Raw genomic sequence first — 26,886 nt, forward strand, 5'->3', positions numbered from 1 at the left:
GTCCACCTCAATTGTTGTTTTCTTTTACGTTCATTAATCTTTTGTCCAACTGTCGACTAGCTTTTTATGCTTTTTTACCCATTCTTGCGCTGCTTCTTCAGGATTGGAAGATTTTTCGACTTGTGACAGAAGAGGACTGATTAATTTATCATTCATCTGTGCATTATTCATCCATTTTATGACTTGAGGATTTGTCTTTTTAAATTCCTTGCTTGTCATTGTGTATATGTTGTCAGGGTCTCCAAACGAATTTTTAGGATCTTTTAAGTATTTGATATCAAAGTCTGCAAAAGCCCAGTGCGGATTCCACATAGTAACAACAATTGGTTTTTTGGCATCATAAGCTTTGCGCAGTTCACTGAGCATAGCTGCTTCAGACGATTTTACAAGCGTATAGCTTTTTAGGTTATAATCTTTTAACGCTTGTTCGGCTAATCCGTTAATACTGGAGCCTGGGTCAATTCCAATGACTTTGTTATCGACATCGGAAGCAACTTTAGCAAGGTCTTCCGTTGTGTTCACGTCTTTCATGTAGGCGGGAACTGCGAATCCTAAGCGTGCGTTTTTAAGCCAAGGGTCTTCAATGTTCACTTGATCTTTATATTTTTTGTAAAAAGGCGCATCTGTTGTAGGGAGCCATGGTGCAAATGAAATATCAATGTCGTCATTAGCTGTTCCTACCCAAACACCAGCTTTCTCTAAGAAAACAGTTCTAACCTTGTAGCCTCGATCTTCTAAAATGTGTTTCCAGACGTACGTGTAGGCGATGTTTTCAGTATAGTTATTCATGCCGATGGTAATGGTTTTTTTATCTTTAAATGCTCCATTACCGTTACCGCAAGCTGAAGTAATAACTAGAAGAAAACAAGTCATGCTGATTAACAATAGTTTCTTCATGCAATGTAACTCCTTTATAAAGTTTTAAATCAAACTGATTAATATGTAAAACGGCTACTAAACACAACGAAATGTATACCCGCTTTTTCAAATGATAAACCTAGAAAATTTAAAATGTGAAATAAACATAGTGGATGATTTTAGATGATGTAAAGTTATTTTTAACTAAAAATGTACATCGTAGTTAAGAGAAATTATGGGAAATAAATGGATGGAATAAGTGACTGTTGAATCAGTTTTACATGTTACCACTCTTTTTTTTACTCCGTCAACTTCAAGTCAAGAGTAATTAGACGATCAAGCTGTATAAATAAACGCGAAAAAGTATCTTTCTAATATAGTTATTTTTTCGGAAGAATAGGTGCTTAAAGAGCGTTGTATCAGCTTTTGCCTTGAATTATAAAAGGAAGGGAAATAACAGTGAGGTATATAAGAACCCTGAAGGGAAATTGATAAAATAAAAAATATTTTGGAAGCCGGCATACGACCAATTCTTTAATTAAATTTAAAGATTCAGAAAATTTTATCTTGCGTAATTCTGGTTGCTTATAGTAAAATGAATGAAAGTCATTCATTTTATAGGTGGAGGGAAAGAGTTGGTTACAAGCACAAGTGAAAAATACGATAAAATCTTACAGGCAGCGATTGAAGTTATATCTGAAAAGGGGCTTGATAAAACGTCAATTTCAGACATTGTAAAGCGTGCAGGCGTAGCTCAAGGAACTTTTTATCTTTATTTTAGATCCAAAAATGCCCTTGTTCCTGCTATTGCAGAAAACTTACTTTCTTTGTCGCTTGAAAAAATTAAAGAAAGAGCTAAAGCAGCAACAAATTTTTTAAGTACATTAGAGGTAATGATTGACGAAACGTATAAAACAACAGATGAATATAGAGATGTTCTTGTTTTATGCTATTCGGGGCTTGCTTTTGACTATTCATTAGAAACATGGGAAGCTATTTATTTACCTTATTACAACTGGTTTGAAGAGGTATTAAATGAGGCTGTAAAAAAAGAAGAAGTCATCAAGCAGCTTAACGTTAAATGGACAGCTAAAACGATGATCAATTTGATTGAAAATGCTGCTGAACTTTTTTATATCGGGCGAGAGCAAGATGTCACACTTGAGCAATCGAAGGAAGAACTTTTTCAATTCTTAAAGCGTTCTCTTGTGCCATCCGTGTAATATTAGCGCTGCTGGTATTACACCTATCAAAATGACTGACATTCATTCAAAATATATAATCAATTATCAGAATTATAAGTTTTTGAAAGTTTAAAGTGACTGACAATCAGTCGTTATTTAATAAGGAGGTATCTTATGGATCGTACAGCCGTTAAAACGTTAACTTTGAATATGTACATAAACGGAGAGTGGAAAAAAGCAGAGAAGCAGCGTCCTACTGTTAATCCAGCTACAGGTGAAGTGATTGGATATGCTGCAGAAGGCAGCATAGAAGATATGAAAACAGCGATTGGAGCAGCACGAGAAGCTTTTGACAGCGGAATTTGGTCTGAGACTTCTGCATCTGAAAGAGCAGCTATCTTATTTAAAATTGCCGATAAGCTTGAAGAAGCGAAAGAAGAATTAGCAGCGCTAGAAACAATGGATAACGGAAAGCCCTATCGCGAAGCTGAGGCTGATGTGGAAGATGCAGCTGCTTGTTTTAGGTATTACGCTGGATTAATTACAAAGCCAGACGGTCAAACGTACAGTGTTCCGGCACCTATGCAAGCAATGGTTATAAAAGAACCAATTGGGGTGTGCGGACTGATTGTACCTTGGAATTATCCGCTGTTGATGAGCGTGTGGAAAATTGCACCTGCTTTAGCTGCAGGAAATACGATTGTATTTAAACCTTCTGAAGTGACACCGGTTACTCCTACAAAACTTTTTGAGATTTTAGAAAGCGTAGGATTGCCAAAAGGAGTAGCAAACCTTGTTATGGGAGCCGGAGATACTGTGGGAAATACGCTTATTCAAGATAAGCGTGTTGATAAGATTTCCTTTACAGGAGGAACGGTAACTGGAAAACACATTATGCGTCAAGCAGCAGAGAATGTAACGAAAGTCTCTTTAGAACTTGGAGGAAAGTCACCGAACATTATATTTGCTGACGCTGATTTTGAAACAGCTGTAGATTATGCCTTATTTGGAATTTTTGCAGGGAGCGGCCAAATTTGCGCTGCAGGTTCTCGTATTTTAGTAGAAGAAAGCATCGCTGAGAGATTTATCGAACGTTTTGCAGAGCGTGCTCAAAAAATTAAAGTAGGAAATGGAATGGATCAAGAGATTGAAATGGGCCCTCTTGTAAGTGAAGAACATATGAAAAAAGTATTAAAGTACATCGAAATCGGAAAGCAAGAAGGCGCCCGCCTTGTATGCGGAGGCAATCGAATCACTAGCAGTGGATTGGAAAAAGGATTCTTTGTAGAACCTACGGTTTTTAGTAACGTTACGTCAAATATGAAAATTGTGCAAGATGAAATCTTTGGACCCGTTGTCGTTATTCAAACGTTTAAAGACGAAAAAGAAGCTATTAAGCTTGCAAATGATACGGAATATGGTTTGGCAGGCAGTGTGTTTACAAACGACGGCGCAAAAGCTCTTCGGGTGATTAAAAAGCTGCGTGCGGGCATCACTTGGGTAAACACATATCATTTTACATTTAACGAAGCGCCTTGGGGCGGATATAAGCAGAGCGGAATTGGTCGAGGACTGGGCACGTTTGGATTGGAAGAATTTCAAGAAGTAAAACAAATTAATATTAATTTACAAGTAGAGCCAATCGGCTGGTTTAAAAATTAAAAAGTAGAGAAGGAGCGATATAAAAATGAATACAGTGACGAAAAATCAAGAGGTAAACAAAGCATATGGTGAAGTAAACGAATATATCAACAAAGTATTGGGGCTTATTGAAAAAAGCCAAGTGTCAGCTGAAGAAGCACAGTGGATTACGAAAGAAACAGTAGACGGATTTCGTGAGCATGTCAACCCAGGCTTTTTAGAATATCGCAAAACAGTAACGGTGGATACGCAGTTTGCAGCTGTTGAATGGTCAGATGAAGGCTCTTGTTTTACGGATGTAAACGGTAAAAAATACATTGATTGTTTGGGCGGATTTGGAATTTATAACGTGGGGCACCGCCATCCTAAAGTAGTCAAAGCTGTTCAAGATCAGCTTCAGCGTCAAGCGCTCCATAGCCAAGACTTATTAGATCCACTTCGTGCGATGCTGGCGAAAATTTTAGCGGATATTACACCGGGTGATTTGAAGTATTCCTTTTTCACAAACAGCGGAACAGAAAGTGTAGAAGCCGCTTTAAAATTAGCGAAAATGTATAGTGATCGAACAACGTTTATTTCCACAACACGTTCTTTTCACGGAAAAAGTCTAGGTTCTTTATCAGGTACGGCAAAAGGAATGTTCCGTAAACCATTTCTGCCGTTAATTCCAGGTTTCCGTCACGTGCCGTTTGGTGATATTGACATGATGCGTAAAACATTTGAAACGTGCGCGCTTGTAGGGGAAGATGTGGCAGCTGTTTTATTAGAACCGATTCAAGGAGAAGGTGGCATTATTCTTCCTCCTGAAAATTATTTAAAAGAAGTGCGTGCACTATGTGATGAGTACGACGCTATCTTAATTTTTGATGAAGTTCAAACAGGTATGGGACGTACCGGTGAAATGTTTGCATCAGAACTATATGATGTTGTACCCGATATTTTATGTCTTGCTAAAGCGTTTGGAGGAGGAGTTATGCCTGCTGGGGCAGTCGTAGCAAAAGAAAAAGTGTTTTCAAGCTTCTTTGATAATCCTTTTATGCACACAACAACGTTTGGAGGCAACCCGCTTGCCTGCGCAGCCGCTATTGCAACCATTAACGTGTTGATTGAAGAACAGCTGCCAAACCGTGCAAAAGAGCTGGGAGAATATTTCCTTGCTGGTTTAAAGAAAGCCGCTGAAAAACATGGAGATAAAGTACTTGAAATCAGAGGGCAAGGTTTAATGATTGGAATTGAGTTTCACCAAGATGAAATTGGCTACGCGCTTTCTAAAGGTATGTTTGATGAAGGGATTCTAGTAGCCGGGACGCTTGTAAACTCTAAAACAATTCGTATTGAGCCGCCGTTGACTATTTCAGCGGAAGAAGTAGATCAAGTCATTTCTACATTTGAAAAAGTATTAAATGAGCTGAACCACCAATAAATGTAACAAGGAGCAATGAATATGAGTCGGCAAACGTTTCTTATTCCCGTATTGCTTTCAATGATTTTAGTAGTGGAAATGCCTAGCGACTAACTGAAATCATTGAAACGGAGGAGTAAATTATGAAATATCCATTGTCCCCAGATGTCAAACCAGAATTTTGTACAACGGGCTCATTTATGAGGCTGCCAGCGGAAAGAGAAAATGCAAAAGTAGGGCTAGTAGGGATGCCGTTTGATACGGCAGCATCTTTTAGAGTAGGTGCGCGCTTTGCACCTCAGGCAATTCGGCAAGCTTCCATGACGCTGTTTCCTTATCACCCGGTACACGACGTATATCCATTCGATGATACAAATGCTATCGATATTGGTGATGTGCCCGTTATTCCGCATAATATTCACAGAAGCTATGAATTAATGGAGGAAGCAGTAGGCACTCTTATGGATAGAGGAATTGTTCCAATTGGAATTGGAGGAGATCATTCGATTACCTTAGCAAGCCTTCGTGCTGCTGCTAAAAGATATGGTCCAGTGGCTATGATTCATTTTGATTCTCATACAGACACGTGGGATACGTATTACGATGAAAAATATTGGCACGGATCTCCTTTTATACGCGCATATGAAGAAGGGCTAGTAGATCCAAAGAAGGTCTTTCAAATTGGTATCAGAGGAACATTAAATCATCCGGGAGATGTTCAAGAAAGCAAAGACCTTGGTTATCATGTAGTAACGGCAGGGGAGCTTGAACATCAAGGATTTTCAGTGATTTTAGAGCAAATGAAGACAGCGATTGGAGATACGCCGTGCTTTTTAACGTTTGATATTGATTTTGTTGATCCTTCTTGTGCACCAGGAACAGGAACGCTTGAAGTAGGCGGATTCAGCAGCAGAGAAACGCTAAAAATGATCCGTTCTCTGACGGAATTTAACTATGTTGGATTTGACCTGGTGGAAGTGCTGCCTTCTTATGATCCAACTCAGATAACCTCGTTGCTTGCAGCTACAATCATTCATGATTTTGCTAGTTTAGTTGCAGTGAAAACGAAAAGAGAGTCATTAGATACGATGATTGAATAACGGCTTGTAAGCAGAAATCCCTCTTATTCAGAGGGTATTTCTGCGTTGATATAGCAGGAGATTAGGAACATATAGCTATTTAAAATAAAGCGCTTTCATAATATGATAAAAGAAAAAGAGAGTTTGTTAGCAACCCTTACTAACTTAAAGAAATAAATCATATATTTGTTATAGTAAATGTAACTACTCTTTATATAAAAATGAATGAAAGTCATTCATTTTTATATAAAGAAATTAAATACAGGCATTTATGGATTTAATTGTCAGAATGTTCTTAATAAATAGAAGGGGGAAGATAAATGAAACATGAAACAGTAACATTAAAAAGGTCGTTGAAATTATGGCAGATTGTATTAATGGGGATCGGATATATGACTCCGATGGTAGTGTTTGATACGTTTGGGATTGCGTCTGATATGACGAATGGACACGTTCCCACGTCTTATATAATAGCCCTTGTCGGGATGCTTCTCACGGCAGTAAGCTACAAAAAGATGATTCAAGTGTTTCCAAATGCAGGGTCAGCTTATACATATACGCAAAAGACAATCAATCCGCATTTAGGGTTCTTAGTTGGCTGGTCTGCACTAATGGATTATCTCTTTTTACCGATGGTTAACGCACTTATTTTTCAAATTTATTTATCATCTATTTTTCCTTCGGTACCATCGTGGATTTGGGTTGTCAGCTTCGTCATTATCGTTACGCTGCTAAATTTACGAAGCGTTAATTTCACCGCCAATTTCAATACGTTTCTTGTTATATTTCAAATGACGATTTTAGTATTGTTTGTTGCTGTTTCAATCAAAGCCTTGCTAGGAGGAATGGGAGAAGGTACTCTTTTTTCTATGAAGCCTTTCTTTAATCAGAACATGACGTCATCAGGGCTAATAGCGGGAGCCACACTTATGTGTTTTTCCTATTTAGGATTTGATGCAGTGGCTATGTTATCAGAAGAAACGCCCAATCCTAAAAAAACGATTCCGCAAGCTATTTTTTTAGTTGCATTAATCGGAGGAGTCATGTTTACCGTGACATCTTATTTTATTCAAGCGGTTTTTCCAACGTTAGAAGGATTTAAGCATCCAGACGCTGCGGCTCCTGAAATTGCTATGTATGTGAGCGGTACGCTGTTTCAAATTGTCTTTTTAGCTGGAGGAATTGCAGGAACATTATCATCAGGCATGTCATCGCATGCAAGCGTTTCGCGTTTATTATACGTAATGGGACGCGATCGAATTTTACCTCAGTCATTTTTTGGTTATGTTCATCCTAAGCTGCGCACTCCCTCTCGAAATATTGTATTAGTCGGATTTGTATCAGCAACTGCCATTTTCTTCAGTCTGGCAACGGCTACGTCATTTATTAATTTTGGAGCACTCATTGCGTTTTCTTTTGTTAATATTTCGGTTATTGCGCACTATGCTGTTCATCAAAAGCAGCACCGGTCGGCTAAGGGTTTTTGGTCATACATTATTATGCCACTATTAGGAGCAGCGGCGATTGGCGTTTTATGGCTTAACTTGGAGCGCAATTCATTTTTACTTGGTATTGGCTGGGCGATTGCTGGTTTAGTTTATTTAGCGTATGCAACGAAAGGTTTTAGAAGGCAGCTGTCTTCCATTGAGTTTAAGGAAACAGAAGAAATGTCACCTTTGATGAAAGTCGGAGAAAAGTAAGGATAGAAACTACCTGTTTAAGCCTATCTTATTAAGGAAGCCACATTTATGGATTACGTATTTTGAACGTGTTACTATGTAAGAACGATAAGATAGAAAAAGGTAGGTAAATTATGATTAAAGCAGTTGTGTTTGATTTTGATGGATTAATTATTGATACAGAATCAGTGTGGTATGAGGTATACCGCGAAATGTTAGAAGACAGGGGAGTAGATCTACCGATTGCAACGTTTGCTTCTTATGTAGGAACGGATGCTACAGCACTTTACGATTACTTGCTTCAGCAGTTTAACAATGAGTTCACAAAAGAGGAACTAGCTCAAGAATCGTTAAGACGTCATCAAGAAAAAATGAAATCATTAGTAGCCCGAGAAGGTGTAGCGGAGTACTTGGCAGAAGCAAAAGAACTTGGATTAAAAATTGGTTTAGCAAGCAGCTCATATCGAGACTGGGTAACAGCATTTTTAAAAGAGCTAGATTTGCTGCACTATTTTGAAGTCATTCAAACGCGCGATGATGTAGAAAAAGTGAAGCCAGATCCGGCTCTTTACCGAAATGCAATTGAAAAGCTAGGAGTAGAGCCCTCTGAAGCTTTAGCATTTGAAGATTCTTCTAATGGTGCGAAAGCTGCTATGGCAGCAGGCTTACGCTGTGTGATTGTACCAAATCCGTTAACTAAACATCTGTCATTCGAGAGATATCACTTACACATTGAATCGATGAAAGAGAAAACTTTAAAAGAAGTAATTCAGTATCTTTGTATTGAAGACTAACGCTAAAAGCGCCACATTTTTCAAAAGAAAATGTGGCGCTTTTTTTATTGTTTTACTGCTTCTTCAGTCAAATCAAAAGGATTATCTACAGGGTTATAGACGCCGTCGTAATGCTTTTTAATATATGCTTTCATTTCTTTTGAGCCATATAATTCAACTAGTTTTTTAATCTGTTTATTGTCTTTGTTTTTGGGAGTGACTGCCGCAAATGTTGCAAACTTATCACTGTCTTCTAGGAACAATGCGTCTTTTTTAGGATTATATCCATTTTGCAATGCATAGTTGCTAGGTATGATAGCAGCATCCAAGTTTTTTAAAGTAGGTGCTAACATTCCTGCTTCGAGTTCTTTAAACTTTAGGTTTTTAGGATTTTCTTCAATGTCTTTTATGGTTGCTTTGCTGTTTGTACCGGGTTTTAATGTAATAAGACCGGCGCTTTGATAGATAAGTAAGCCTCTCCAAAGATTAATTGGGTCATTTGGGATGCCTACTGTGGCGTTTTTTGGAATATCTTTAATATCATTGTATTTCTCAGAATAAATAGCTTGAGAGCTAGTATATGCTTTAGCGATTGCGGTGATATTTGTTTTGTGATCCTTGTTATATTGTTCTAAAAATTGACTTGTTTGATAAACATTTACGTCGATTTTACCTTGTACTAGAGCTTGATTAGGTAAAATATAATCATTAAACGTAGTGACTTTAACAGTAATACCTCTATTTTTTGCTACTTCTTTTAGTTTATTTGCAATTTTTTCAAAAGGACCAGATGTAACTCCAATATTAATGATTTGCGTTTTCTCAGAAGTCGCAACAGAATCCGGTTTGCTACATCCTGCAACTGCAAAAATGATTAAAATAACAATTAATAACCTTACTAGTTTGTTATTCACTTTGATTTTCCTCCTTATTGGTAATAATTAGCTTTATTTTCGCTGCAATTTTTTAGATAAATAATTACCGCTAGATTGAACGAGTTGAACAATTGCGATTAAGATAATAACAGTAATAAACATTATCTTTAAATCCCACTGTTGATATCCATATCTTAACGCCAAATCACCAAGTCCCCCGGCTCCAACCGCACCTGCCATAGCAGAAGCCCCAATTAAACCAATAGTTGCAATAGTAAGACATAAGATAATACCGGATCTAGATTCGCGTAACATGATTCGAAAAACAATTTGTACTTTAGAAGCTCCCATTCCTCTATAAGCTTCGATGACTCCCAAATCTACCTCTAATAAAGTAGTTTCCATCAAACGTGCAATATAGGGGGCAGTATATACAATTAGCGGTACAACAGCTCCTCTTATACCAATAGGAGTACCAACTATAAAAGTGGTAAATGGAATAATAGCTACGAGTAAAACGATAAAAGGTACCGATCTTAAAATATTTATAATCGTGTTGAGTATTGTGAAGATATATGTATTAGATAATAAGTGGTTTTGTCTAGTGATAACCAGAAGAATTCCTAAGGGTATTCCTATAAGAGTAGAAAGAATGAGTGAAATCAAAACCATAACAATGGTATCAATGATACCTTGAGAAAATAATGAGTATAATTCTTGCATTAGATATTCTCCTTTAAATGATTATGAAGTAATAGACATTCCTTGGTTTTTTAGTTGAGGTTTTGAAATTATTTCTGTGTAAAAAACATGATTTTGTATATAGTTCTTAGCATTCGCTATATCTAGGTGTGGGCCGTTGATTCGAAGAAGTAAAATGCTTAATGGATTGCCTTTAACGGCAGTGATGGTACCAGATAAAATAAACGTAGATACATTAAACTGTTGTTTTAATTCTTCTAACAATGTAGCGGTATTATGTTCTTCTCTCATGATAATTTTTATTATTAGCGAATCTTTAAAGCTTTTATTAACAGTTGAAAAAGAAAGTTCCTCATTAAAAATGGTCTTTACAAAACTTTTCGTAATAGAGTGTTGAGGATTACTAAATACGTTAATGATGTTTCCTGATTCTACAATTTTTCCTTTATCCATAACAGCAACCTTATCGCAAACTCTCTTTATTACTTCCATTTCATGCGTAATAAGTACTATGGTTAAGTTGAACTTTTTATTGATATCTACTAAAAGTTGTAGAATAGATTCTGTTGTTTGAGGATCTAATGCTGAAGTTGCTTCATCACACAAAAGTATCTCCGAATTAATAGCAAGCGCTCGTGCAATACCAACACGTTGTTTCTGTCCCCCAGAAAGATTTGCCGGATAGGCGTAAACCTTATCTTCTAAGCCAACAAGCTTGAGGAGTTCCATTACGCGTGAGTTGATTTCTTTTTTAGGGTAGTGATGAATTTTTAGCAGTTCTGCGATATTCCCGTAAACATTAAGTGAAGATAATAAGTTGAAGTTTTGAAAGATAATTCCTATTTTCTTTCTGGCCTTTAATAATTGCTTTTCAGTTAAGGTAGTTAAGTCAAGGTTATTAACAAAAACATGTCCATTATCCGGACGTTCTAGTAAATTTATTGTTCTTAACAAGGTACTTTTACCAGCTCCGCTTAACCCAATAATCCCGTAAATTTCTCCTTTATCCACCTTTAAATTAATCTCGTTTAAAGCTTGAACAGGTTTGTTTTTTATAAAAAAATCCTTATTTACATTTTTGAGTTCAATCATGTTATCAACTCCTTTAATTATTGTATAAACCAACTAAATTTATTGGTATAGTTAGTTAATTTACAGTTATTAGAATCATAAGTCAATAACCTTTAAAGAAATCCTAATTCAGCATTAGTAATGGCTTCATTTATTTTTCATTATAAAGAGAGAAGTTTCATTGACACTCTGGAAGAATATGTTTTAAGATTACTTCCAAACAGATTTAATTCTTAGTTAATTTATGTATTTAATTAGTTTTGGAGGTTTCTATGGGGAAACATATTTATTTAAATGCGTTTGATATGAATTGTGTTGTACATCAGACACCTGGTTTGTGGACGTACCCAAGTGATCAGGCGGCCGAATATAAAACGTTAGATTACTGGGTGAAGTTAGCTAAGCTATTGGAAAAAGGAAAGTTTGACGGTTTGTTTTTAGCCGATGTATTAGGTGTTTATGACGTTTACAGGAAAAGTAACGAAGGAGCTCTTAAGCAAGCTGCTCAGCTTCCAGTGAATGAACCAACTGCGCTTATTTCCGCTATGGCCTATGCCACAAAGCATTTAGGGTTTGGGGTAACGGTGTCTACTACTTATGAGAAGCCTTATGCGTTTGCGCGAAAATTTTCGACGTTGGACCATTTAACAAATGGACGTATTGCATGGAATATTGTGACTTCATATCTTGAAAGCGGGTCAATTAATCTAGGATTAGAAGAACATTTTACGCATGCAACCCGCTATGATATTGCCGATGAATTTTTAGAAGTTTGCTATAAATTATGGGAAGGAAGTTGGGAGGAAGGAGCTGTTGTAAAAGATAAAGAAAAAGGGATCTTTACACTTCCAGACCGGGTTCATCCGATTAATCATAAAGGGAAGTGGTTTAGTGTTCCTGGTGTACATTTATCAGAACCTTCCCCGCAGCGAACTCCAGTTTTATTTCAAGCAGGGGCTTCTGCCCCAGGAAGAGCATTTGCCGCCAAACATGCTGAGTGTATCTTTACAAGTTTTCCTACTAAAAAAGTAGCCGCAGATTATGTGAAAAAAATGCGCGCTCAAATCGCTGCAGAAGGCAGAGACCCACAGAGCATATTAATTTTTAATTTATTTACACCAATTGTTGGACGAACTGAAAAAGAGGCTGAGGAGAAGCTTGCTCAGTTTGAGAGCTATGTCAATTTCGAAGGAGCAGCTACGCTGTTTAGCGGCTGGACGGGAATCGATGTTTCTGCCTATGAACCAGAACAGCCTATTGAATTTATTGCGACGAATTCAGTTCGTTCCGCTTTAGAGAAATTTACAATAAGTGATCCCGATAGAAAGTGGACGGTAGAAGAAGTAGTGAAATTTGTCAGTATCGGAGGAATGGGACCGGTTACTGTGGGAAGTCCGGAACAAGTAGCTGATTTTATGGAAGAGTGGATAGACGATACAGGCATGGATGGATTTAATATGGCTTATGTGACCACGCCGGGAACGTTTGCTGACTTTATTGATTTAGTGATTCCTGTTTTGCAGGAAAGAGATTTATTCAAAACAGATTACAGTGAAGGAACTTATAGAGAAAAGCTATTTAAAAAATCACATTTCTTGCCTGATGAACACTATGGCGCTCAGTATCGAAAGACGAGCCAAAAGGAGAGTTTAACATGACTGCAACAACTGTAAAGGAAGAAATTTATCTTGATCAAGCAAAAAAGCTGTCCGTTTTTTTTGCAAAGGATGCAGCACAGAGAGATAAAGAAGGCGGAACACCTAAACAGCAAAAAGATGCTATTCGCCAAAGTGGGCTGTTAAATTTATTAATTCCTCAAAAATATGGCGGAGAAGGCGGGAGATGGTCAACGGCTTTAGCTATTGTTCGAGAGTTGGCGAAAGGCGATGCAGCATTGGGTCATCTATACGGCTATCACTCCTTGTTTGTCTCAGATATTCGAATCAAAGGCACAGAAGAACAGCAGGCCTATTTTTATCCTTTATCTGTTCAGCAGCAAGCTTTTTGGGGAAATGCCTCTAATCCTTTAGTAGAAAGCCTAAAAGGTGACAAGCAATTACAAGGTTATCTGTTAAATGGAACGAAAGCGTTCGGTTCTGGTTCACCTGATTCTCAGTACTTATGGCTATCATTTAATGACAGAGAAACAGGGCAATATTTAAACGGCGTCGTGCCTACTGACAGAACAGGCATTACCGTCAAAGATGATTGGAATGCGATGGGACAAAGACAGACGGGAAGTGGAAATGTAGATTTTAAAAATGTACGAATAGAAGAACATGAAGTGATTCGAGATTTTGTTGAAAATCCTACTCCTTTTTCAACTATTGGAGCCTCGCTGTCGCAAATTATTTTAACGAATGTCTTTATAGGAAGCGCTTTTGGAGCAATTGAAGAAGCACAAAACTACACGGCTTCTAAAACAAGGCCTTGGTTAACATCAGGAGTAGAAAAAGCTTCTGATGATCCAGGTATACTGCGAAAATACGGTGAACTCTGGATTCAAGCAAAAGCAGCCAGTGCACTTGCAGATGAAGCAGCTCTCATATTGGATGAAGCGTGGGAAAAAGGCAAAAAATTAACGGAAGAAGAACGTGGAAACTTAGCAGTTCACGTAGCGGCTGCCAATGTTTTTGCTGGTAATGCTGCACTGGATATCACAAGTAAGATATTTGAAGTTATGGGAGCGCGTTCGGTTCATGCTGAATACGGATACGACCGATTCTGGCGTAATGTAAGAACTCATACTCTTCATAATCCAGCTGAATACAAGCTTCGAACGGTTGGGAACTGGGTGTTGAATCAGCAGTACCCTATACCTAATCCATATGCTTGATTTAAAAATAGTAAAAAATGAAGCTATCAGACAACTGAGGCTCCTTATTGCAGTTTATTTGTAATAACGGAGTTTTTTTATGTAGCTTTAAAAAGGGGCGAATACAAGTGGAGTTATTTTGGTTTATTCCAACGTATGGAGATGGACGTTATTTAGGAAGCCATGAGGGAGCCAGGGCTGCAAGCTATTCTTATTGCAAACAAGTTGCACAAGCTGCGGATGAGCTAGGCTATAGCGGAGTTTTGCTTCCGACGGGAAAATCATGTGAAGATGCATGGATTGCTGCCTCTACTTTAGTGCCAGTTACTGAAAATCTGAAGTTTTTAGTAGCGGTACGCCCGGGTTTAATGTCGCCTACACAAGCCGCAAGAATGGCTGCAACGTTTGACCGCTTTTCTAAAGGAAGGCTCCTTATTAATGTCGTAGCAGGAGGAGATCCCGTTGAGTTAGAAGGAGACGGAGTGTTTTTAAACCATCACGATCGCTATGAGCTGACAGATGAATTTTTGACAATATGGAGAAGGGTATTAAATGAATCCGATGTTCACTTCGACGGAGACTACTTGAGTGTTAAAGGTGGCGACGTGCTTTATCCGCCGATCCAAAAACCGTATCCTCCCCTTTATTTTGGAGGTTCTTCTCCTGTAGCGATGGACGTTGCTTCAAGGCATATAGACGTCTATTTGACTTGGGGAGAGCCTCCTGCACAAGTCAAAGAAAAAATTGAACGAATGAAAGAAAAAGCAAAGCAGACAGGAAGAGAAATTCGATTTGGCATCAGGCTTCATGTCATTGTTCGTGAAACTGAAGAAGAAGCCTGGAAAGCTGCAGATGAACTGATTCAACATGTAGATGAAGAAGCTGTTAAATCAGCCCAAAAAGTATTTTCTCGAATGGATTCAGAAGGTCAAAAACGTATGAGCGCCTTGCATCAAGGTGACCGTTCAAACTTAGAGGTAAGTCCTAACCTATGGGCTGGTGTAGGGTTAGTTCGAGGAGGAGCAGGGACTGCTTTAGTAGGAGATGCTGATACGGTGGCACAACGAATCAAAGAATATGCAGAGTTAGGTATCGAAACATTTATTTTATCTGGATATCCTCATTTAGAAGAAGCATATCGAACAGCAGAGCTTTTGTTTCCAAGGCTTCCAGTTAAGTGTAAGCACGATGAGAACGAGCGCACATTTATCAGTCCATTTGGTGAAGTGAAAGTGAATGATAAAGCACCCGCTAAAAGGTGAGAAAGGAGGGTAATCATGAACAACACCCAAACGATTGCAGCGTCTCAAGAGAAGATCCTTGAATTGGCTAACCAGTTGGCTAAAGAGTTTTCCAAAACTGCTGTAAAAAGAGATAGAGAAGGTGGAACGCCTCTACATGAGCGTAATCTGCTTAGAAAAAGCGGTCTTTTAGCCCTCCCAATTCCTAAGGAATACGGAGGTTATGGAGCCGGCTGGCCGATTGTTTTTAAAGTCGTGAATATCATTGCGAAAGCAGATAGTTCACTTGCACACTTGTTGGGGTATCATTATTTGACGGTTTGTTCAACGTTTCTGTTTGGAAGTACTAAGCAGTACAAAACTTTTTACAAAGAAACAGCCTCTCAGCAGCTATTTTGGGGCAATGCCTTTAATCCTAGAGATTCAGGACTAAAAGCAGTTCGAGAAAATGGACGATTAATGCTCAGCGGAAGCAAGAGTTTTTGTTCCGGGGCAACGGATTCAGACCGTTTGTTAGTGTCGGCTCAAGAAGAAGGAAGCGATGAGGTATTGCTATGTGTACTTCCTACTCATAGAGCCGGAATCGTTACTGAAGATAATTGGGACGGATTTGGACAGCGCCAAACGGATAGCGGAAGTGTAAAGTTTGAAGATGTTATCGTTTATGAAGAAGAAATATTGTATAAAGCAGCCGAAGAGCAAAAGGTTTTTCCTACGGTACGAACGCATTTGGCTCAGCTTATGCTCACTCACTTATTGTACGGTATTGCTCAAGGAGCTTTGGAGGAATCAAAAGCTTATGTGAAGGCTCATACAAAGCCGTGGATAAGTTCGGATGTTGAAGCAGCGGAGCAAGATCCTTACATTATTCAGCAATACGGTGAAATGAGTTTAAATCTTCATGCTTGTTCAGCACTTATAGAAAAAGCTGTTGCAGAATTTGATCATGCATGGAAAAAAGAAGATGCGCTAACGAAACAGCAGCGGGGCGAGTCCGGAGTTGCGATTGCGTTGGCCAAAACATTTACTGTCAAAACGGTCTTACATATTACCTCTACTATATTTGATGGGATGGGAGCGAGAGCCACGTCTGATCAGTATAAATTTGATCGATACTGGCGCAACGCCCGGACAATTAGCTTACACGATCCTATTGCTTATAAGCTGCGTGACATAGGTAAATGGTGTCTTAGCAGTGAACTGCCGCCTATTACACCATATTCATAGAAAGTCTGCTAAAAAGAGGCTGGGAGAAAAATAGTTTAGTTGAAGGAAGATCCGAACGATGAATCGTTCGGTTTTTTTCATGGGTAGGGTGAACGTAGGTTTCGTATATTGAGTTGCTTCTAGCGGTGTCTCAAGCAGTTCAGCTCATATATCCCATTTGTTCGTCTTTAGATTGGAATGATGTAGCTATGTCTCAATCTCTTTTTTTGTAGAATAGATATAATTTTTTTAATTAAAAAATAACGAATCAGCTTGTTTAAATAGATAAAACTGATATAATGATAACGATTATCAGTTTCAAGAGTCGATTATCTACATAAAGATACAAGCAGGAGGAATGACATTTGAATAAGAAAAAAATAGGACTGCTGGCTTTTATTACAATGCTGGCAATCGGAATGCTTATCGGCTGCAGCAGCACGAATAAGGAAAATTCAGCTGATGAAAAAAGTGAAAAAACAAGAGTGGTCAAGCATGAGCTTGGAGAGACAAAGGTAAAAGAGAATCCAAAGCGAGTAGTCGTATTAGAGTTAGGCTTTATTGATGCATTGTTAGATGCTGGTATCAAACCTGTAGGAGTAGCTGATGATGATAAAGCAGAACAGCTTATTGATAAAGATGTACTAAAAGAAATCAAAGGATACAAATCAGTTGGCACGCGAGCGCAGCCAAGCTTGGAATCGATTAAACTGCTGAAGCCCGATTTGATTATCGCCGATTCAGAACGTCATAAAAATGTATACAAAGAATTATCGGAAATTGCGCCAACGATTGAGTTAAAAAACTTAAATGCTAATTACGATGATTTACTAAATACAGAGTTAAAAGTAGGAGAAGCGGTTGGCAAGAAAGCAAAAGTTGAAAAAGTGGTAGAAGAGCATAAGCAAAAAATGAAGGATTTAAAAGCAAAAGCACCAAAAAATCCGGGCAATGTACTTGTTATCGCTGATGCAAATGGTAATATTAATGCTAGAACTTCAAATTTCTTTACAACGGGTGTTCTTGAGCAATTAGGCTTCAAAAATGCATTAACAGATCCTACAAAAGAGTACAGTGTAAAAATGACAATGGAACAGCTCGTAAAAGCAGATCCGGACAAACTCATTGTTATGCGAAATGAAAAAGGTCATACGCCTTTAGCAAAACAGCCATTATGGAAAGAGCTAAAAGCGGTTAAAAATAATCAAGTGTATGAAGTTGATGTATTTAAATGGTCTCTTCGCCGAAGTGTACAAGGTGCAAATGGTATTGCAGATGAAGCAGAAAAGTTATTATTTGAAGGCAAATAATAACGAAGAAAAGAACAATCCAGCGGGATTGTTCTTTTCTTTTTATTGAACTTTCAAATGAAAGGAGGCGCAGTCTACTATGAAAGCTGTTCACGGCTTATCCAAAAGAAACAAATCTCCGCTTCGTATAATAGCTATTTTTCTTGCGGTTATTATTCTTTTACTGATTTCAATGTTTTTATCTATTTCCATCGGTTCTATACATATTTCTTTTGGAACGATTAAGCAAGCTATACTAAATTTTGACGGATCAAAAGAACAGTCTATTATTCAAAGTGTCCGTCTGCCTCGCTTACTGGTAACCACATTTGTTGGCGCTAATTTGGCTGTCGCTGGAGCGTTGATGCAAGCATTAACTAGAAATCCATTAGCTTCTCCTGGTATTTTTGGTATTAATGCCGGCGCATCAGCGGCAATGGTATTTTTAACGGTTTTAGTGCCTAGTGTAAGCATGATTGGCGGGGTATTCGGTGCATTTTTAGGAGGCGCATTTGCTGCTGTTATTGTTTATGTCATGAGTTCGTTGATTAAAGGAGGCGACAGTGATGTAAAGCTTGCTTTAACAGGTGTTGCTATACAAGGTATGCTTATGTCTCTCACGCAAACACTGCTGATTTTTAATGAAAGCAAAACAGAAGGCGTTATGTTCTGGCTCACCGGTTCAGTTATTGGGCGAGATTGGGGACATGTTCATGTATTGGTTCCTTTTAGCATCGCGGGCCTGCTTATTGCGTTTGGTCTGGGAAGAGCGTCTTCTTTATTGTCTTTAGGAGATGACGTAGCTAGAGGACTCGGACAGCGAGTCTTTGCCATTAGAGCGTTCACTGCAGTTGTTGTGATTGTATTAGCAGGTGTTTCGGTGGCAATTGCGGGTCCCATTGGCTTTGTAGGGCTTGTTGTTCCTCATATGGTACGCTATTTAATAGGTGTAGATTACCGGGTCGTTTTGCCAATGAGCGCGCTGCTTGGTGCATCTTTATTGCTATTAGCAGACGTATTATCACGATTTATTACATACCCGTATGAGACTCCTGTAGGTGCAGTAACAGCATTGCTCGGAACGCCGTACTTTATTTACTTAGCGAGACGCAAAAAAACAGAAAGGAAGGCATGAGTTATATGCAGACTGTCAATAAAACAAAAAAGCAGCCATCTCGATTCAAGTCTGTCGGCCTGTTTATCATTCTTTCTGTCTTAATTATAGCGCTGAGTGTCATAAGCCTTAGCTTAGGAGACATTAACATACCTCCTCTAGACATTATTACGTCTTTTATTGGTATTGGCGATCCTGACTTGACGTCCATTTTAGTAGAATTTCGTCTACCTCGTATTTTGCTGGCTATTTTAACAGGAGTCGGCCTAGCTGTGTCCGGAGTCGTCGTACAGTCCATTATGAGAAATCCGCTCGCTAGTCCAGATACATTAGGTCTATCAAGCGGATCAGGATTAGCAGCTGTTGCAGTCACTATTTTACTGCCTTTAGCAAGCCCATCTGTTTTATCCGCCGCTGCGTTTGCAGGAGGATCGCTTGTCTTTGTCATCGTCTATTTGCTTGCTTATAAAAAAGGAGTAGAACCTATTCGATTTGCATTAATAGGTGTAGCAGTCAGCGCTTTTTGTTCATCCGGTATTCACTTGTTAATTTCAAAAGCAAATCCAAACGTAAATGCGGCACTGATTTGGCTGAGCGGCAGCTTATGGGGAAGGACATGGGATCAATTAATTGGTTTACTTCCCTGGGTCGTTATATTAGTACCGCTGATTTGGCTGTTAGCTGCCCGATTAGATTTAATTCATTTAGGTGATGAAGTGGCTCGAGGACTAGGGGCTAGAGTAGAGTTAATTCGTTTAGTATTGCTAGCAAGCGCGGTGGCAATGACGGCTGCGGTTGTATCGGTTGTTGGCACCATTGGCTTTGTAGGGCTTATTATTCCTCATGTGGCCAAACGGTTAGTGGGACCGAGACACAAAAAATTGATTCCTATAGCCGCTTTGCTTGGCGCTTTGTTTGTACTAGGAGCAGATTTAATTGGGAGAGGAATTGCTCCTCCGATTGAAATTCCGGCCGGATTAATCATTGGCATTATCGGCGCTCCGTATTTTCTTTATTTACTGTGGAGAGAATCTAAAAAATGAGGCTGTGACAAAAGTAGTGTAGTTAAAGTTAAACACGAACTATCCATCAAAAATGGATGAATAGTTCGTGTTGTTTTGTAATCATGGTGAACGTAGGTTTCACAAGCAGTCCAACTCATATATTCCTATTGCTCGTTTTTAGATTGGGTTCATTTCGTTATGTCCCAATCTCATTTTTATTCCAAATGAATTTTTGGGAATGGAATATGCGGAGGCTCTTCTAGCCATCCTTGTTCAATACTTATTCTTGATACTTCTTTGGCGTATTCCAAAATTTCATTCGTGAAGTTTGTATAGTTTAAAGCGAGATCTAAACGCGGGCTCGTTGACATCGCAAGCCCGTATCCACGTACATTTTCAGTAATCATCGCGGCTAGGTGAAACATCATGAGTTTTTCTGAAAATGGAGGAACGGAAGACTTTTCTACTCCGTAATCCCACTTCATTGTGACCGGTATGTTTTCTACCATTAGCGGTTGTGACAGGGATTCAATGTGCTGCTGTACCTGCTCTCTACCTTTTAACAAAAAAGCTTGAATTTCCTGAGAAGGAGCTGTTTGAGCAAACCCTAAAATTAAATCCTTTGCAATTAAGTTCGTCTGTATGCTTGACACGATATGAGAAATTTCAATGACGGTTAACGGCCGCTTTTCATCAAAATAGCTTCCCAAGAAGAGTTCTTTATCGTTCATATCAGACGCATCTGCAATAGGAATAGGAGGAAGCTCTATAAAAATTTGTTTTTCTAACAGCAAATCTGTAATCGTTTGGTTAAGCTTTTCTGCTTTTAATAGCAAGCTGCGAAAAAAAGATCGTACATCATTTCTTGCGGCAACATCGACACCCGTAGTTGCTGATAGCAGAAGGACATTTGAAATATGCTTCAAATAAAGCAAATAAAAAGAATCCGAAAATAATTTTGGAGCTTCAACATCAAGGTCTTCTTCGCCGAAACCGAGCGGGATTGGCATATTTTCTTTTAAAAAGATAGCAGTGAGCGCATCACTGTTTTTTGTTGTGATGTGCAGTGTACCTTGAATCGCTTTTTGAATATCTAAATCGTCTACATGACACAGAAAATGTTTAAGCATACAAGAAATTGCTTTATCGTTCATATATTGCTTCCAAATAACAGCCATCTCGGCGGCTGATAGTGGAGAAAATGATTGATTGTTCATAATAAACTCCTCATATATAGATAATTAACAAGTTTCTAAAAGGTTATCAACTAGTATAAGTCAAAGGAAGTAAGATAAGCACTATAGAAAGTAAAAAAAGGTATCAACATTTTACTATAAGAGTAACCGTCATGCATAATTTAAAGGTTCTTTTAGGAAAAAAAGAGTTCAACCGCTTCTTTCTTGCAAAGCAGAAATAAAACCGAAATAATAAATGAAGAAAGTCAGGCAAGAAAGGAGTTTCATTATATGCCAGAAGGTCCAGAAATTAGACGAGCAGCTGATGAAGTGGAAAAAGCGATTATCAGTCTTCCCGTTAGAGAGATATGGTTTGCTTTTCCATCTTTACAGCATTACGAAGAAGTATTAACGGGTGCTCGTATTAAAAGGGTAGATACAAAAGGGAAGGCTATGCTTATTCGTTTTGACAACGGCTATACCATTTATTCACATAATCAGCTTTATGGAAAATGGTATGTACGTTCGTCTTACAATTATCCATCTACAAACAGACAGCTGCGTCTTGCTATTCATAATGAAAAGAAATCAGCGCTGCTCTATAGCGCTTCTGATATTGAAGTATTACGTGATGAAGAAGTTTCTGCTCATCCTTTTGTATCAAGAGTAGGTCCGGATACTTTAAGTGAAGAAGTAACGGCAGATGAGCTTTTAGATCGCTTTTACTCTAAGCCATTTTACCGCAGAAAATGGGCGTCGCTGCTGCTAGACCAAAGCTTTATAGCGGGGATTGGAAATTATTTGCGCAGTGAAATCCTATTTGTAGCGGGAATTAATCCTGCTGCTCGTCCAGTAGACTGCACGGAAGAACAGCTTAAAAAGGCAGCTGAAGCAACCATTTCTCTTGTAAAACAGTCCTATGAAACAGGTGGCATTACAAATGATGTAAAGCTTGCTGAAACGTTAAAAAAGAAAGGCCAAAAGCGCTCTCAATACCGCCACTGGGTTTTTAACCGTGAAGGAGAAGCTTGCCGAATTGACGGCACGCCTATCTTAAAAGTGCAAGCTGCTTCTAGAAGGCTTTATTACTGTCCTACTTGTCAAAAATAGCAGGATATATTTATTCTGCTATTTTTTTGATGTGTAAATGAATGACTGTTCATTTTTGTGATATAGTTAAAAAGTAAAGTCATAATCTTAAGGGGAGGGATAAGATGGAATGTAAAGCAGGAGATACATTTACGTGGCAAAGAACGTTTCAAGAGGAAGAAATCATGCAGTTTGCGGAGATGACTGGAGACCGGGGCAAACATCATATAGAACGTGACGAAAAAGGGCGGCTAATGGTGCATGGACTTATGACTGCTAGTATTGGGACAAAAATAGGAGGAGACTTAAACTACATTGCAAGAGAAATGGTGAGTGAATTTCTTCGTCCAGTTTTTGCGGGAGATACAGTTACCTGTGAATGCATATTAACTGAAGTAGAAAAAGCAGATGGTTTTCAAAAAGTGAAAATCAAATCAGTGTATCGAAATCAACAAGGTAAAGAAGTACTGATAGGAACAAGTAATGGAATTATTAGAGATTAAAATGAAAACGCTAACAAGAAATAAGTTATGAATGTTGTTAGAAAAGTCACGGGTTCGTGACTTTTTTATGTTGTTTTTTAAAACGAAATTTTAAAAAGAAAGAAAATTATCGAAATTATATTTTAAAGAGATTATAATAACCATAACTTTACTACAAGATTAAAAAGGAGCTAAAAAGATGAATGAACAGCTTACATTGTTAACCACAGAGTCTCAAAACGAGTAGGCAATGAAGGTAGATGCGGCTAGTAAAAAAGAAATTTTAAACGTAATGAATAAATGGTAATTCTCTTATTGGAAAAGAAGCGGACCATAGTATTGAGGTAGTAGTAGGTCCGGAAGTGCTAACAGGTTCCACAAGGTTAAAAGCAGCAAGCGCTCATAAAATGATTCTCAACATGATTTCTACAGCGGCTATGATTAAAGTAGGAAAAGCGTATGAAAACTTAATGATAGATGTTCATGTGAGTAATAAAAAGCTTAAAGAACGAGCGATAGGTATTATTTGTAAAATTACAGGTGTTTCTTATGAACAAGCAAATCAAACGCTTGAAGAAGCAAATAATGAGGTGAAAACAGCAGTGGTTATGATCAAAACAAATGAAAATTACGACACCGCGAAGATGTTACTGAATGATGCGGGCGGTTATGTGAGAAAAGCGATTGAACATTACGTATAAAGGAGAGAAACGATGTCAACAGGTGGATTAACAATGATTAAAAACACGGTGGCAAAGCTTCCTGATTCGGAGAGGAAAATTGCTGAATATATTTTAAATAATCCGCATACTGTGGTAAACAGTACGGCTGGGGAATTAGGTAGACTAGCGAATGCTAGCAGTGCTGCTGTTATTCGTTTGTGTAAATCTATCGGGGTTAGCGGGTTTCAAGAATTAAAGGTAAGAGTAGCCGGAGATTTAGCTAGAGATACGGAGCAAGGATACCGCGATATTGAAACAAATGAAACGATTCAATCTATTGTCAAAAAAACGGCAAGCAACAGCATTCAAAGTCTAAGTGATACGGCCGAGCTTGTGAATTATAAAGAAGCAGAGCGGGCTGTTTTGGCACTGATTGAAGCCAAAAATATTCATTTTTTTGGAATCGGTGCTTCACATATTATTGCTATAGATGCGCAGCAAAAATTTCTTCGAATTAATAAAAATGCTACGGCTTTTGCAGATAGCCATCTAGCAGCTACACTCATCGCAAATGCAAGTAAAGACGATGTAGTTGTGGGTATTTCTTTTTCAGGGGAGACTCCTGAAGTAAGCAACGTCTTATCTTTAGCTAAAAATCGCGGAGTAAAGACGATTAGCTTAACCAAGTATGGACAGTCTACCGTTTCGTCTTTAGCTGATATTTGTTTGTATACGTCTTGTTCTCAAGAAGCGCCGTTTCGAAGCGCGGCTACATCGTCTCGTTTAGCCCAGCTTTATGTGATTGATGTGTTATTTTTAAGTATTGCAGCGCAGCAGTATGACCAGACGATTGAGTATATTGATAAAACAAGAGATGCCATTCAGTTTTTGAAAACTAAGAAATAAAAAAAGAAAGCGATTACAAAAAGGGGATTTTGTGGTCTGTTTCCTCAGTACCGTATCCATCTAAGAGGAAAATACAAAGGGGGATTAACATGTCTTTAGATAATCATCAATTAGCAAAGGTTATTTTGGAGATGCTTGGGGGAGCATCGAATATTGAAGCGTATACGCATTGTATGACTCGGCTGCGGGTGACTGTAAAAGATGATTCAATTGTAAAAAAAGCAGATATACGAAAGCTTGAAGGCGTGCTCGGATTAGTTGAAGAAGAAACGCTGCAAATCATTATTGGTCCTGGAAAAGTAAACAAAGTAACAGAGGAATTTGGAAAGTTAATTGATGAATCCGGCGGTATTAATTTAGAAAATCGTGCGGCTCAGCGGAAATCGGAGCTGAAAGAAAAAAATGCAACTCCGTTTAAGCTCTTGCTTCGCCGAATTGCGAGTATTTTTATTCCGTTAATACCTGCTCTTGTAGCATCCGGACTTATCACCGGAGTGACAAAAGCAGCTGTTCAAGCGAAGTGGCTTCCGGCAGATTCACAGATTGCTATTCTTTTAACCGTTATCGGGAGCGGTTTATTTGCCTATCTTGGTATTTTAGTAGGTATTAATGCCGCAAAAGAATTTGGTGGTTCGCCGGCTCTAGGAGGCTTAGCAGGCATTTTAGTCATTAATCCTGCCGTAGCTGATATTAAACTTTTTGGTGAAGCTCTTTTGCCGGGGCGTGGCGGCTTAATAGGCGTGTTGCTTGCAGCAATCTTTATGGCCGTGGTAGAAAAACGAGTACGTAAATTTGTCCCTCAGTCACTGGATATTATTATTACACCAACCGTTACGGTGTTAATTACAGGCATTATTACGTATGTAGTATTCATGCCAATCGGAGGCTTAATTTCAGATGGAATCACAAAAGGTCTTTTAGGAGTTCTAGAGGTTGGAGGAGTTGTAGCAGGCTTTGTTTTAGGAGCAACGTTTTTGCCGCTCGTTATTACAGGACTGCATCAAGGTCTTACTCCTGTTCATTTAGAGCTTATTAATTCAATTGGAGATGATCCGCTTCTTCCTATACTAGCAATGGGCGGAGCCGGTCAGGTAGGTGCAGCTTTTGCTATTTATATCAAAACAAAGAAAAAACGTTTAAAGCGAGCAATTGGAGGGGCACTTCCTTCAGGTCTGCTGGGAATCGGAGAGCCGCTTATTTTTGGAGTCACACTTCCTTTAGGGCGCCCATTTTTAACCGCTTGTCTTGGAGCCGGAATCGGAGGAGCGTTTCAGGCGCACTTCCATATTGCAACTGTAGCAGTGGGGGTATCCGGTTTGCCGCTTACGTTTTTAGTTCATGCGCATCAAATTCTTCTTTATTTACTTGGATTAGTTATTGCTTATGCAGCAGGGTTTATTTGTACCTATTTCTTTGGATTTAACGATGAAATGGCGAGGGAGTTTGAATGATCGGTATTTCGTTTTATTTAAATGATAGTGATGCCAAAAAAAGATTAATAGAAGCGAGTGAATGCGGAGTTACACGCGCATTCACTTCGCTTCACATTCCAGAAGAAAAAGGAGATTTGGCTGAACGGGCAAAAGAATTGCTTCATGTGGCTAGAGATTGTGGAATAAGCGTGTATGCAGACGTATCCAAGCATACGCCGGTTCATTTAGGTATTGAAAGCCTTATGACGCTATCTTCACTTGGCGTATCGGGTATTAGACTAGACGATGGCTTTAGTGTAAAAGAAACTCTTTCGCTTGCGAATGAATTTTATATTGCTGTTAATGCAAGTACGTTATCCAAACAAGAAATAGAATCGCTGTTATCTGCAGGCCTTCATCATCATCAGCTGCTTGCATGGCATAATTTTTATCCGCGGCCTGAAACAGGACTTGAAGAAACGTTTTTTCAACAGCAGACAGATTTATTTAATGAACTTCGTATCCCAGTCTGCGCTTATATTCCTGGAGAAGGCGAAAAAAGAGGCCCTGTTTATCAAGGTCTTCCTACTAGAGAAAAAGACCGTAATAGATGTCCTTTTACCTCTGCAGTAGATTTATACGGATGCGGAGTAACGGAGGTTTATATTGGAGATCCATACGCCGGTTCAAGTTTATTAAAGCGTTTAGTTCGATATCAAGAAAACCGCATTATTCCGCTGCGCATTCGTTCACTTCATATAGAGGGAACGTACAGCGTGCGTCCGGATGTATCAAGAGACGTTCTGCGGTTGGTTGATACTCGATCTGTAAAACCAGTGCCGCCATTTCGTACAGTAGAACGCAGAATCGGAGCAATTACAATGGACAATGATGGCTACGGACGCTACAGAGGAGAGGTTCAAATAGCTAAAACGAATTTGCCTGCAAATACTAATGTTAACGTGATTGGGTATGTGATAGAGGAAGATCATGAGCTACTTTCATTAGTGAGACCGGGGCGAAAACTTGAGCTTGTCACTGTCTAAATGGAAAAATCGTGTATTTTTAAAAAAGCCGATAGCTAACTAGTAAGCTTATAAAAGTAAAGAGCACACACTGCTTAAAAAAGGTGTGTGCTTTTTATTTTACTAAAAAGGAAACTATTTTCATTGCTGAATCATGAACCTTTCTATTGAATAAACCGCTTTACTATGATAAAACTATTAA

The 26,886-nt window shown here is 38.6% G+C and carries 23 protein-coding genes and 1 pseudogene; 19 read left to right on the plus strand and 5 right to left on the minus strand.

Going from position 1 to position 26,886, the window contains the following annotated elements:
* Positions 1–33 precede the first annotated feature (33 nt).
* Entirely contained in the window at positions 34–897 is an 864-nt protein-coding gene (locus tag MKY06_RS04440; RefSeq protein ID WP_013055568.1) for a glycine betaine ABC transporter substrate-binding protein, read from the minus strand.
* A 596-nt stretch (positions 898–1,493) separates the two neighbouring features.
* Between MKY06_RS04440 and MKY06_RS04445 the strand changes: the two genes are divergently transcribed.
* The 6 genes from MKY06_RS04445 to MKY06_RS04470 all read left to right on the plus strand — a co-directional run bounded on the left by MKY06_RS04445 (position 1,494) and on the right by MKY06_RS04470 (position 8,637).
* Positions 1,494–2,081, plus strand: coding sequence for a TetR family transcriptional regulator (locus MKY06_RS04445; RefSeq protein ID WP_029324845.1), 588 nt, complete (start codon positions 1,494–1,496; stop codon positions 2,079–2,081).
* 135 nt (positions 2,082–2,216) lie between these two features.
* A complete protein-coding gene (locus MKY06_RS04450) occupies positions 2,217–3,704 on the plus strand; it encodes an aldehyde dehydrogenase family protein (protein WP_013055570.1) in 1,488 nt (495 codons plus the stop codon).
* Between the two features lie 25 nt (positions 3,705–3,729).
* Entirely contained in the window at positions 3,730–5,106 is a 1,377-nt protein-coding gene (locus tag MKY06_RS04455; RefSeq protein WP_013055571.1) for a putrescine aminotransferase, read from the plus strand.
* Between the two features lie 122 nt (positions 5,107–5,228).
* Entirely contained in the window at positions 5,229–6,185 is a 957-nt protein-coding gene (gene speB / locus MKY06_RS04460; RefSeq protein WP_029324846.1) for an agmatinase, read from the plus strand.
* A gap of 299 nt (positions 6,186–6,484) precedes the next feature.
* Complete coding sequence (locus MKY06_RS04465; protein ID WP_064471338.1) at positions 6,485–7,864, plus strand: APC family permease; 1,380 nt, start codon at positions 6,485–6,487, stop codon at positions 7,862–7,864.
* Positions 7,865–7,980: 116 nt separating this feature from the next.
* Positions 7,981–8,637 carry an HAD family hydrolase gene (locus MKY06_RS04470; RefSeq protein WP_029324848.1) on the plus strand — a complete coding sequence of 219 codons (657 nt, stop codon included), beginning with the start codon at positions 7,981–7,983 and terminating at the stop codon, positions 8,635–8,637.
* Between the two features lie 44 nt (positions 8,638–8,681).
* Here MKY06_RS04470 and MKY06_RS04475 read toward each other — a convergent pair whose 3' ends face one another.
* The 3 genes from MKY06_RS04475 to MKY06_RS04485 are packed head-to-tail and all read right to left on the minus strand — an operon-like array spanning position 8,682 to position 11,285.
* Positions 8,682–9,530 carry a MetQ/NlpA family ABC transporter substrate-binding protein gene (locus tag MKY06_RS04475; RefSeq protein ID WP_013055575.1) on the minus strand — a complete coding sequence of 283 codons (849 nt, stop codon included), beginning with the start codon at positions 9,528–9,530 and terminating at the stop codon, positions 8,682–8,684.
* Between the two features lie 33 nt (positions 9,531–9,563).
* Positions 9,564–10,214: a methionine ABC transporter permease gene (locus tag MKY06_RS04480; protein WP_340960275.1), complete on the minus strand. Its 651-nt coding sequence runs from the start codon at positions 10,212–10,214 to the stop codon at positions 9,564–9,566.
* A 21-nt stretch (positions 10,215–10,235) separates the two neighbouring features.
* Entirely contained in the window at positions 10,236–11,285 is a 1,050-nt protein-coding gene (locus MKY06_RS04485) for a methionine ABC transporter ATP-binding protein (RefSeq protein ID WP_013055577.1), read from the minus strand.
* Positions 11,286–11,536: 251 nt separating this feature from the next.
* On the opposite strand from MKY06_RS04485, the gene MKY06_RS04490 reads away from it, so the two are divergent.
* The 7 genes from MKY06_RS04490 to MKY06_RS04520 all read left to right on the plus strand — a co-directional run bounded on the left by MKY06_RS04490 (position 11,537) and on the right by MKY06_RS04520 (position 19,972).
* Positions 11,537–12,922, plus strand: coding sequence for an LLM class flavin-dependent oxidoreductase (locus tag MKY06_RS04490; RefSeq protein ID WP_029324850.1), 1,386 nt, complete (start codon positions 11,537–11,539; stop codon positions 12,920–12,922).
* The gene (locus MKY06_RS04495; protein ID WP_013055579.1) at positions 12,919–14,100 is read left to right on the plus strand and encodes an acyl-CoA dehydrogenase family protein; all 1,182 of its coding nucleotides are present in this window, start codon (positions 12,919–12,921) and stop codon (positions 14,098–14,100) included. The genes MKY06_RS04490 and MKY06_RS04495 overlap by 4 nt, the downstream gene beginning before the upstream one ends.
* Positions 14,101–14,207: 107 nt before the next feature.
* Positions 14,208–15,341, plus strand: coding sequence for an FMNH2-dependent alkanesulfonate monooxygenase (gene ssuD / locus MKY06_RS04500; protein WP_013055580.1), 1,134 nt, complete (start codon positions 14,208–14,210; stop codon positions 15,339–15,341).
* A 15-nt stretch (positions 15,342–15,356) separates the two neighbouring features.
* Positions 15,357–16,547, plus strand: coding sequence for an acyl-CoA dehydrogenase family protein (locus MKY06_RS04505; protein ID WP_013055581.1), 1,191 nt, complete (start codon positions 15,357–15,359; stop codon positions 16,545–16,547).
* A 344-nt stretch (positions 16,548–16,891) separates the two neighbouring features.
* Positions 16,892–17,836: an ABC transporter substrate-binding protein gene (locus tag MKY06_RS04510; protein ID WP_029324852.1), complete on the plus strand. Its 945-nt coding sequence runs from the start codon at positions 16,892–16,894 to the stop codon at positions 17,834–17,836.
* A 79-nt stretch (positions 17,837–17,915) separates the two neighbouring features.
* Positions 17,916–18,950 (plus strand): FecCD family ABC transporter permease, encoded by a 1,035-nt coding sequence (locus MKY06_RS04515; protein WP_013055583.1) that lies wholly within the window; start codon positions 17,916–17,918, stop codon positions 18,948–18,950.
* 5 nt (positions 18,951–18,955) lie between these two features.
* Positions 18,956–19,972, plus strand: coding sequence for a FecCD family ABC transporter permease (locus MKY06_RS04520; RefSeq protein ID WP_013055584.1), 1,017 nt, complete (start codon positions 18,956–18,958; stop codon positions 19,970–19,972).
* 176 nt (positions 19,973–20,148) lie between these two features.
* Here the strand turns inward: MKY06_RS04520 and MKY06_RS04525 are convergent, their stop codons facing one another.
* Positions 20,149–21,150: a DUF3231 family protein gene (locus MKY06_RS04525; protein WP_013055585.1), complete on the minus strand. Its 1,002-nt coding sequence runs from the start codon at positions 21,148–21,150 to the stop codon at positions 20,149–20,151.
* Positions 21,151–21,399: 249 nt separating this feature from the next.
* Here MKY06_RS04525 and nei point away from each other — a divergent pair, with 249 nt between their 5' ends.
* From nei to MKY06_RS04555, 6 genes and pseudogenes are all read left to right on the plus strand, one after another.
* The gene (gene nei, locus MKY06_RS04530; protein ID WP_013055586.1) at positions 21,400–22,218 is read left to right on the plus strand and encodes an endonuclease VIII; all 819 of its coding nucleotides are present in this window, start codon (positions 21,400–21,402) and stop codon (positions 22,216–22,218) included.
* Positions 22,219–22,322: 104 nt separating this feature from the next.
* On the plus strand, positions 22,323–22,700 hold the full coding sequence (locus MKY06_RS04535; protein ID WP_013055587.1) for an FAS1-like dehydratase domain-containing protein: 378 nt from the start codon (positions 22,323–22,325) through the stop codon (positions 22,698–22,700).
* A 278-nt stretch (positions 22,701–22,978) separates the two neighbouring features.
* A pseudogene (gene murQ / locus MKY06_RS04540) lies at positions 22,979–23,380 on the plus strand (N-acetylmuramic acid 6-phosphate etherase); the annotation flags it as partial.
* Positions 23,381–23,392: 12 nt separating this feature from the next.
* Positions 23,393–24,247, plus strand: a complete 855-nt coding sequence (locus tag MKY06_RS04545; protein ID WP_029324857.1) for a MurR/RpiR family transcriptional regulator — start codon at positions 23,393–23,395, stop codon at positions 24,245–24,247.
* A gap of 89 nt (positions 24,248–24,336) precedes the next feature.
* On the plus strand, positions 24,337–25,698 hold the full coding sequence (locus MKY06_RS04550) for a PTS transporter subunit EIIC (protein WP_013055590.1): 1,362 nt from the start codon (positions 24,337–24,339) through the stop codon (positions 25,696–25,698).
* Positions 25,695–26,705, plus strand: a complete 1,011-nt coding sequence (locus tag MKY06_RS04555) for a MupG family TIM beta-alpha barrel fold protein (protein ID WP_029324858.1) — start codon at positions 25,695–25,697, stop codon at positions 26,703–26,705. The genes MKY06_RS04550 and MKY06_RS04555 overlap by 4 nt, the downstream gene beginning before the upstream one ends.
* Positions 26,706–26,886 lie beyond the last annotated feature (181 nt).

It is taken from the genome of Priestia sp. FSL P4-0332, from assembly GCF_038005845.1.
In the GTDB taxonomy this organism is placed as follows: Bacteria; Bacillota; Bacilli; order Bacillales; family Bacillaceae_H; genus Priestia.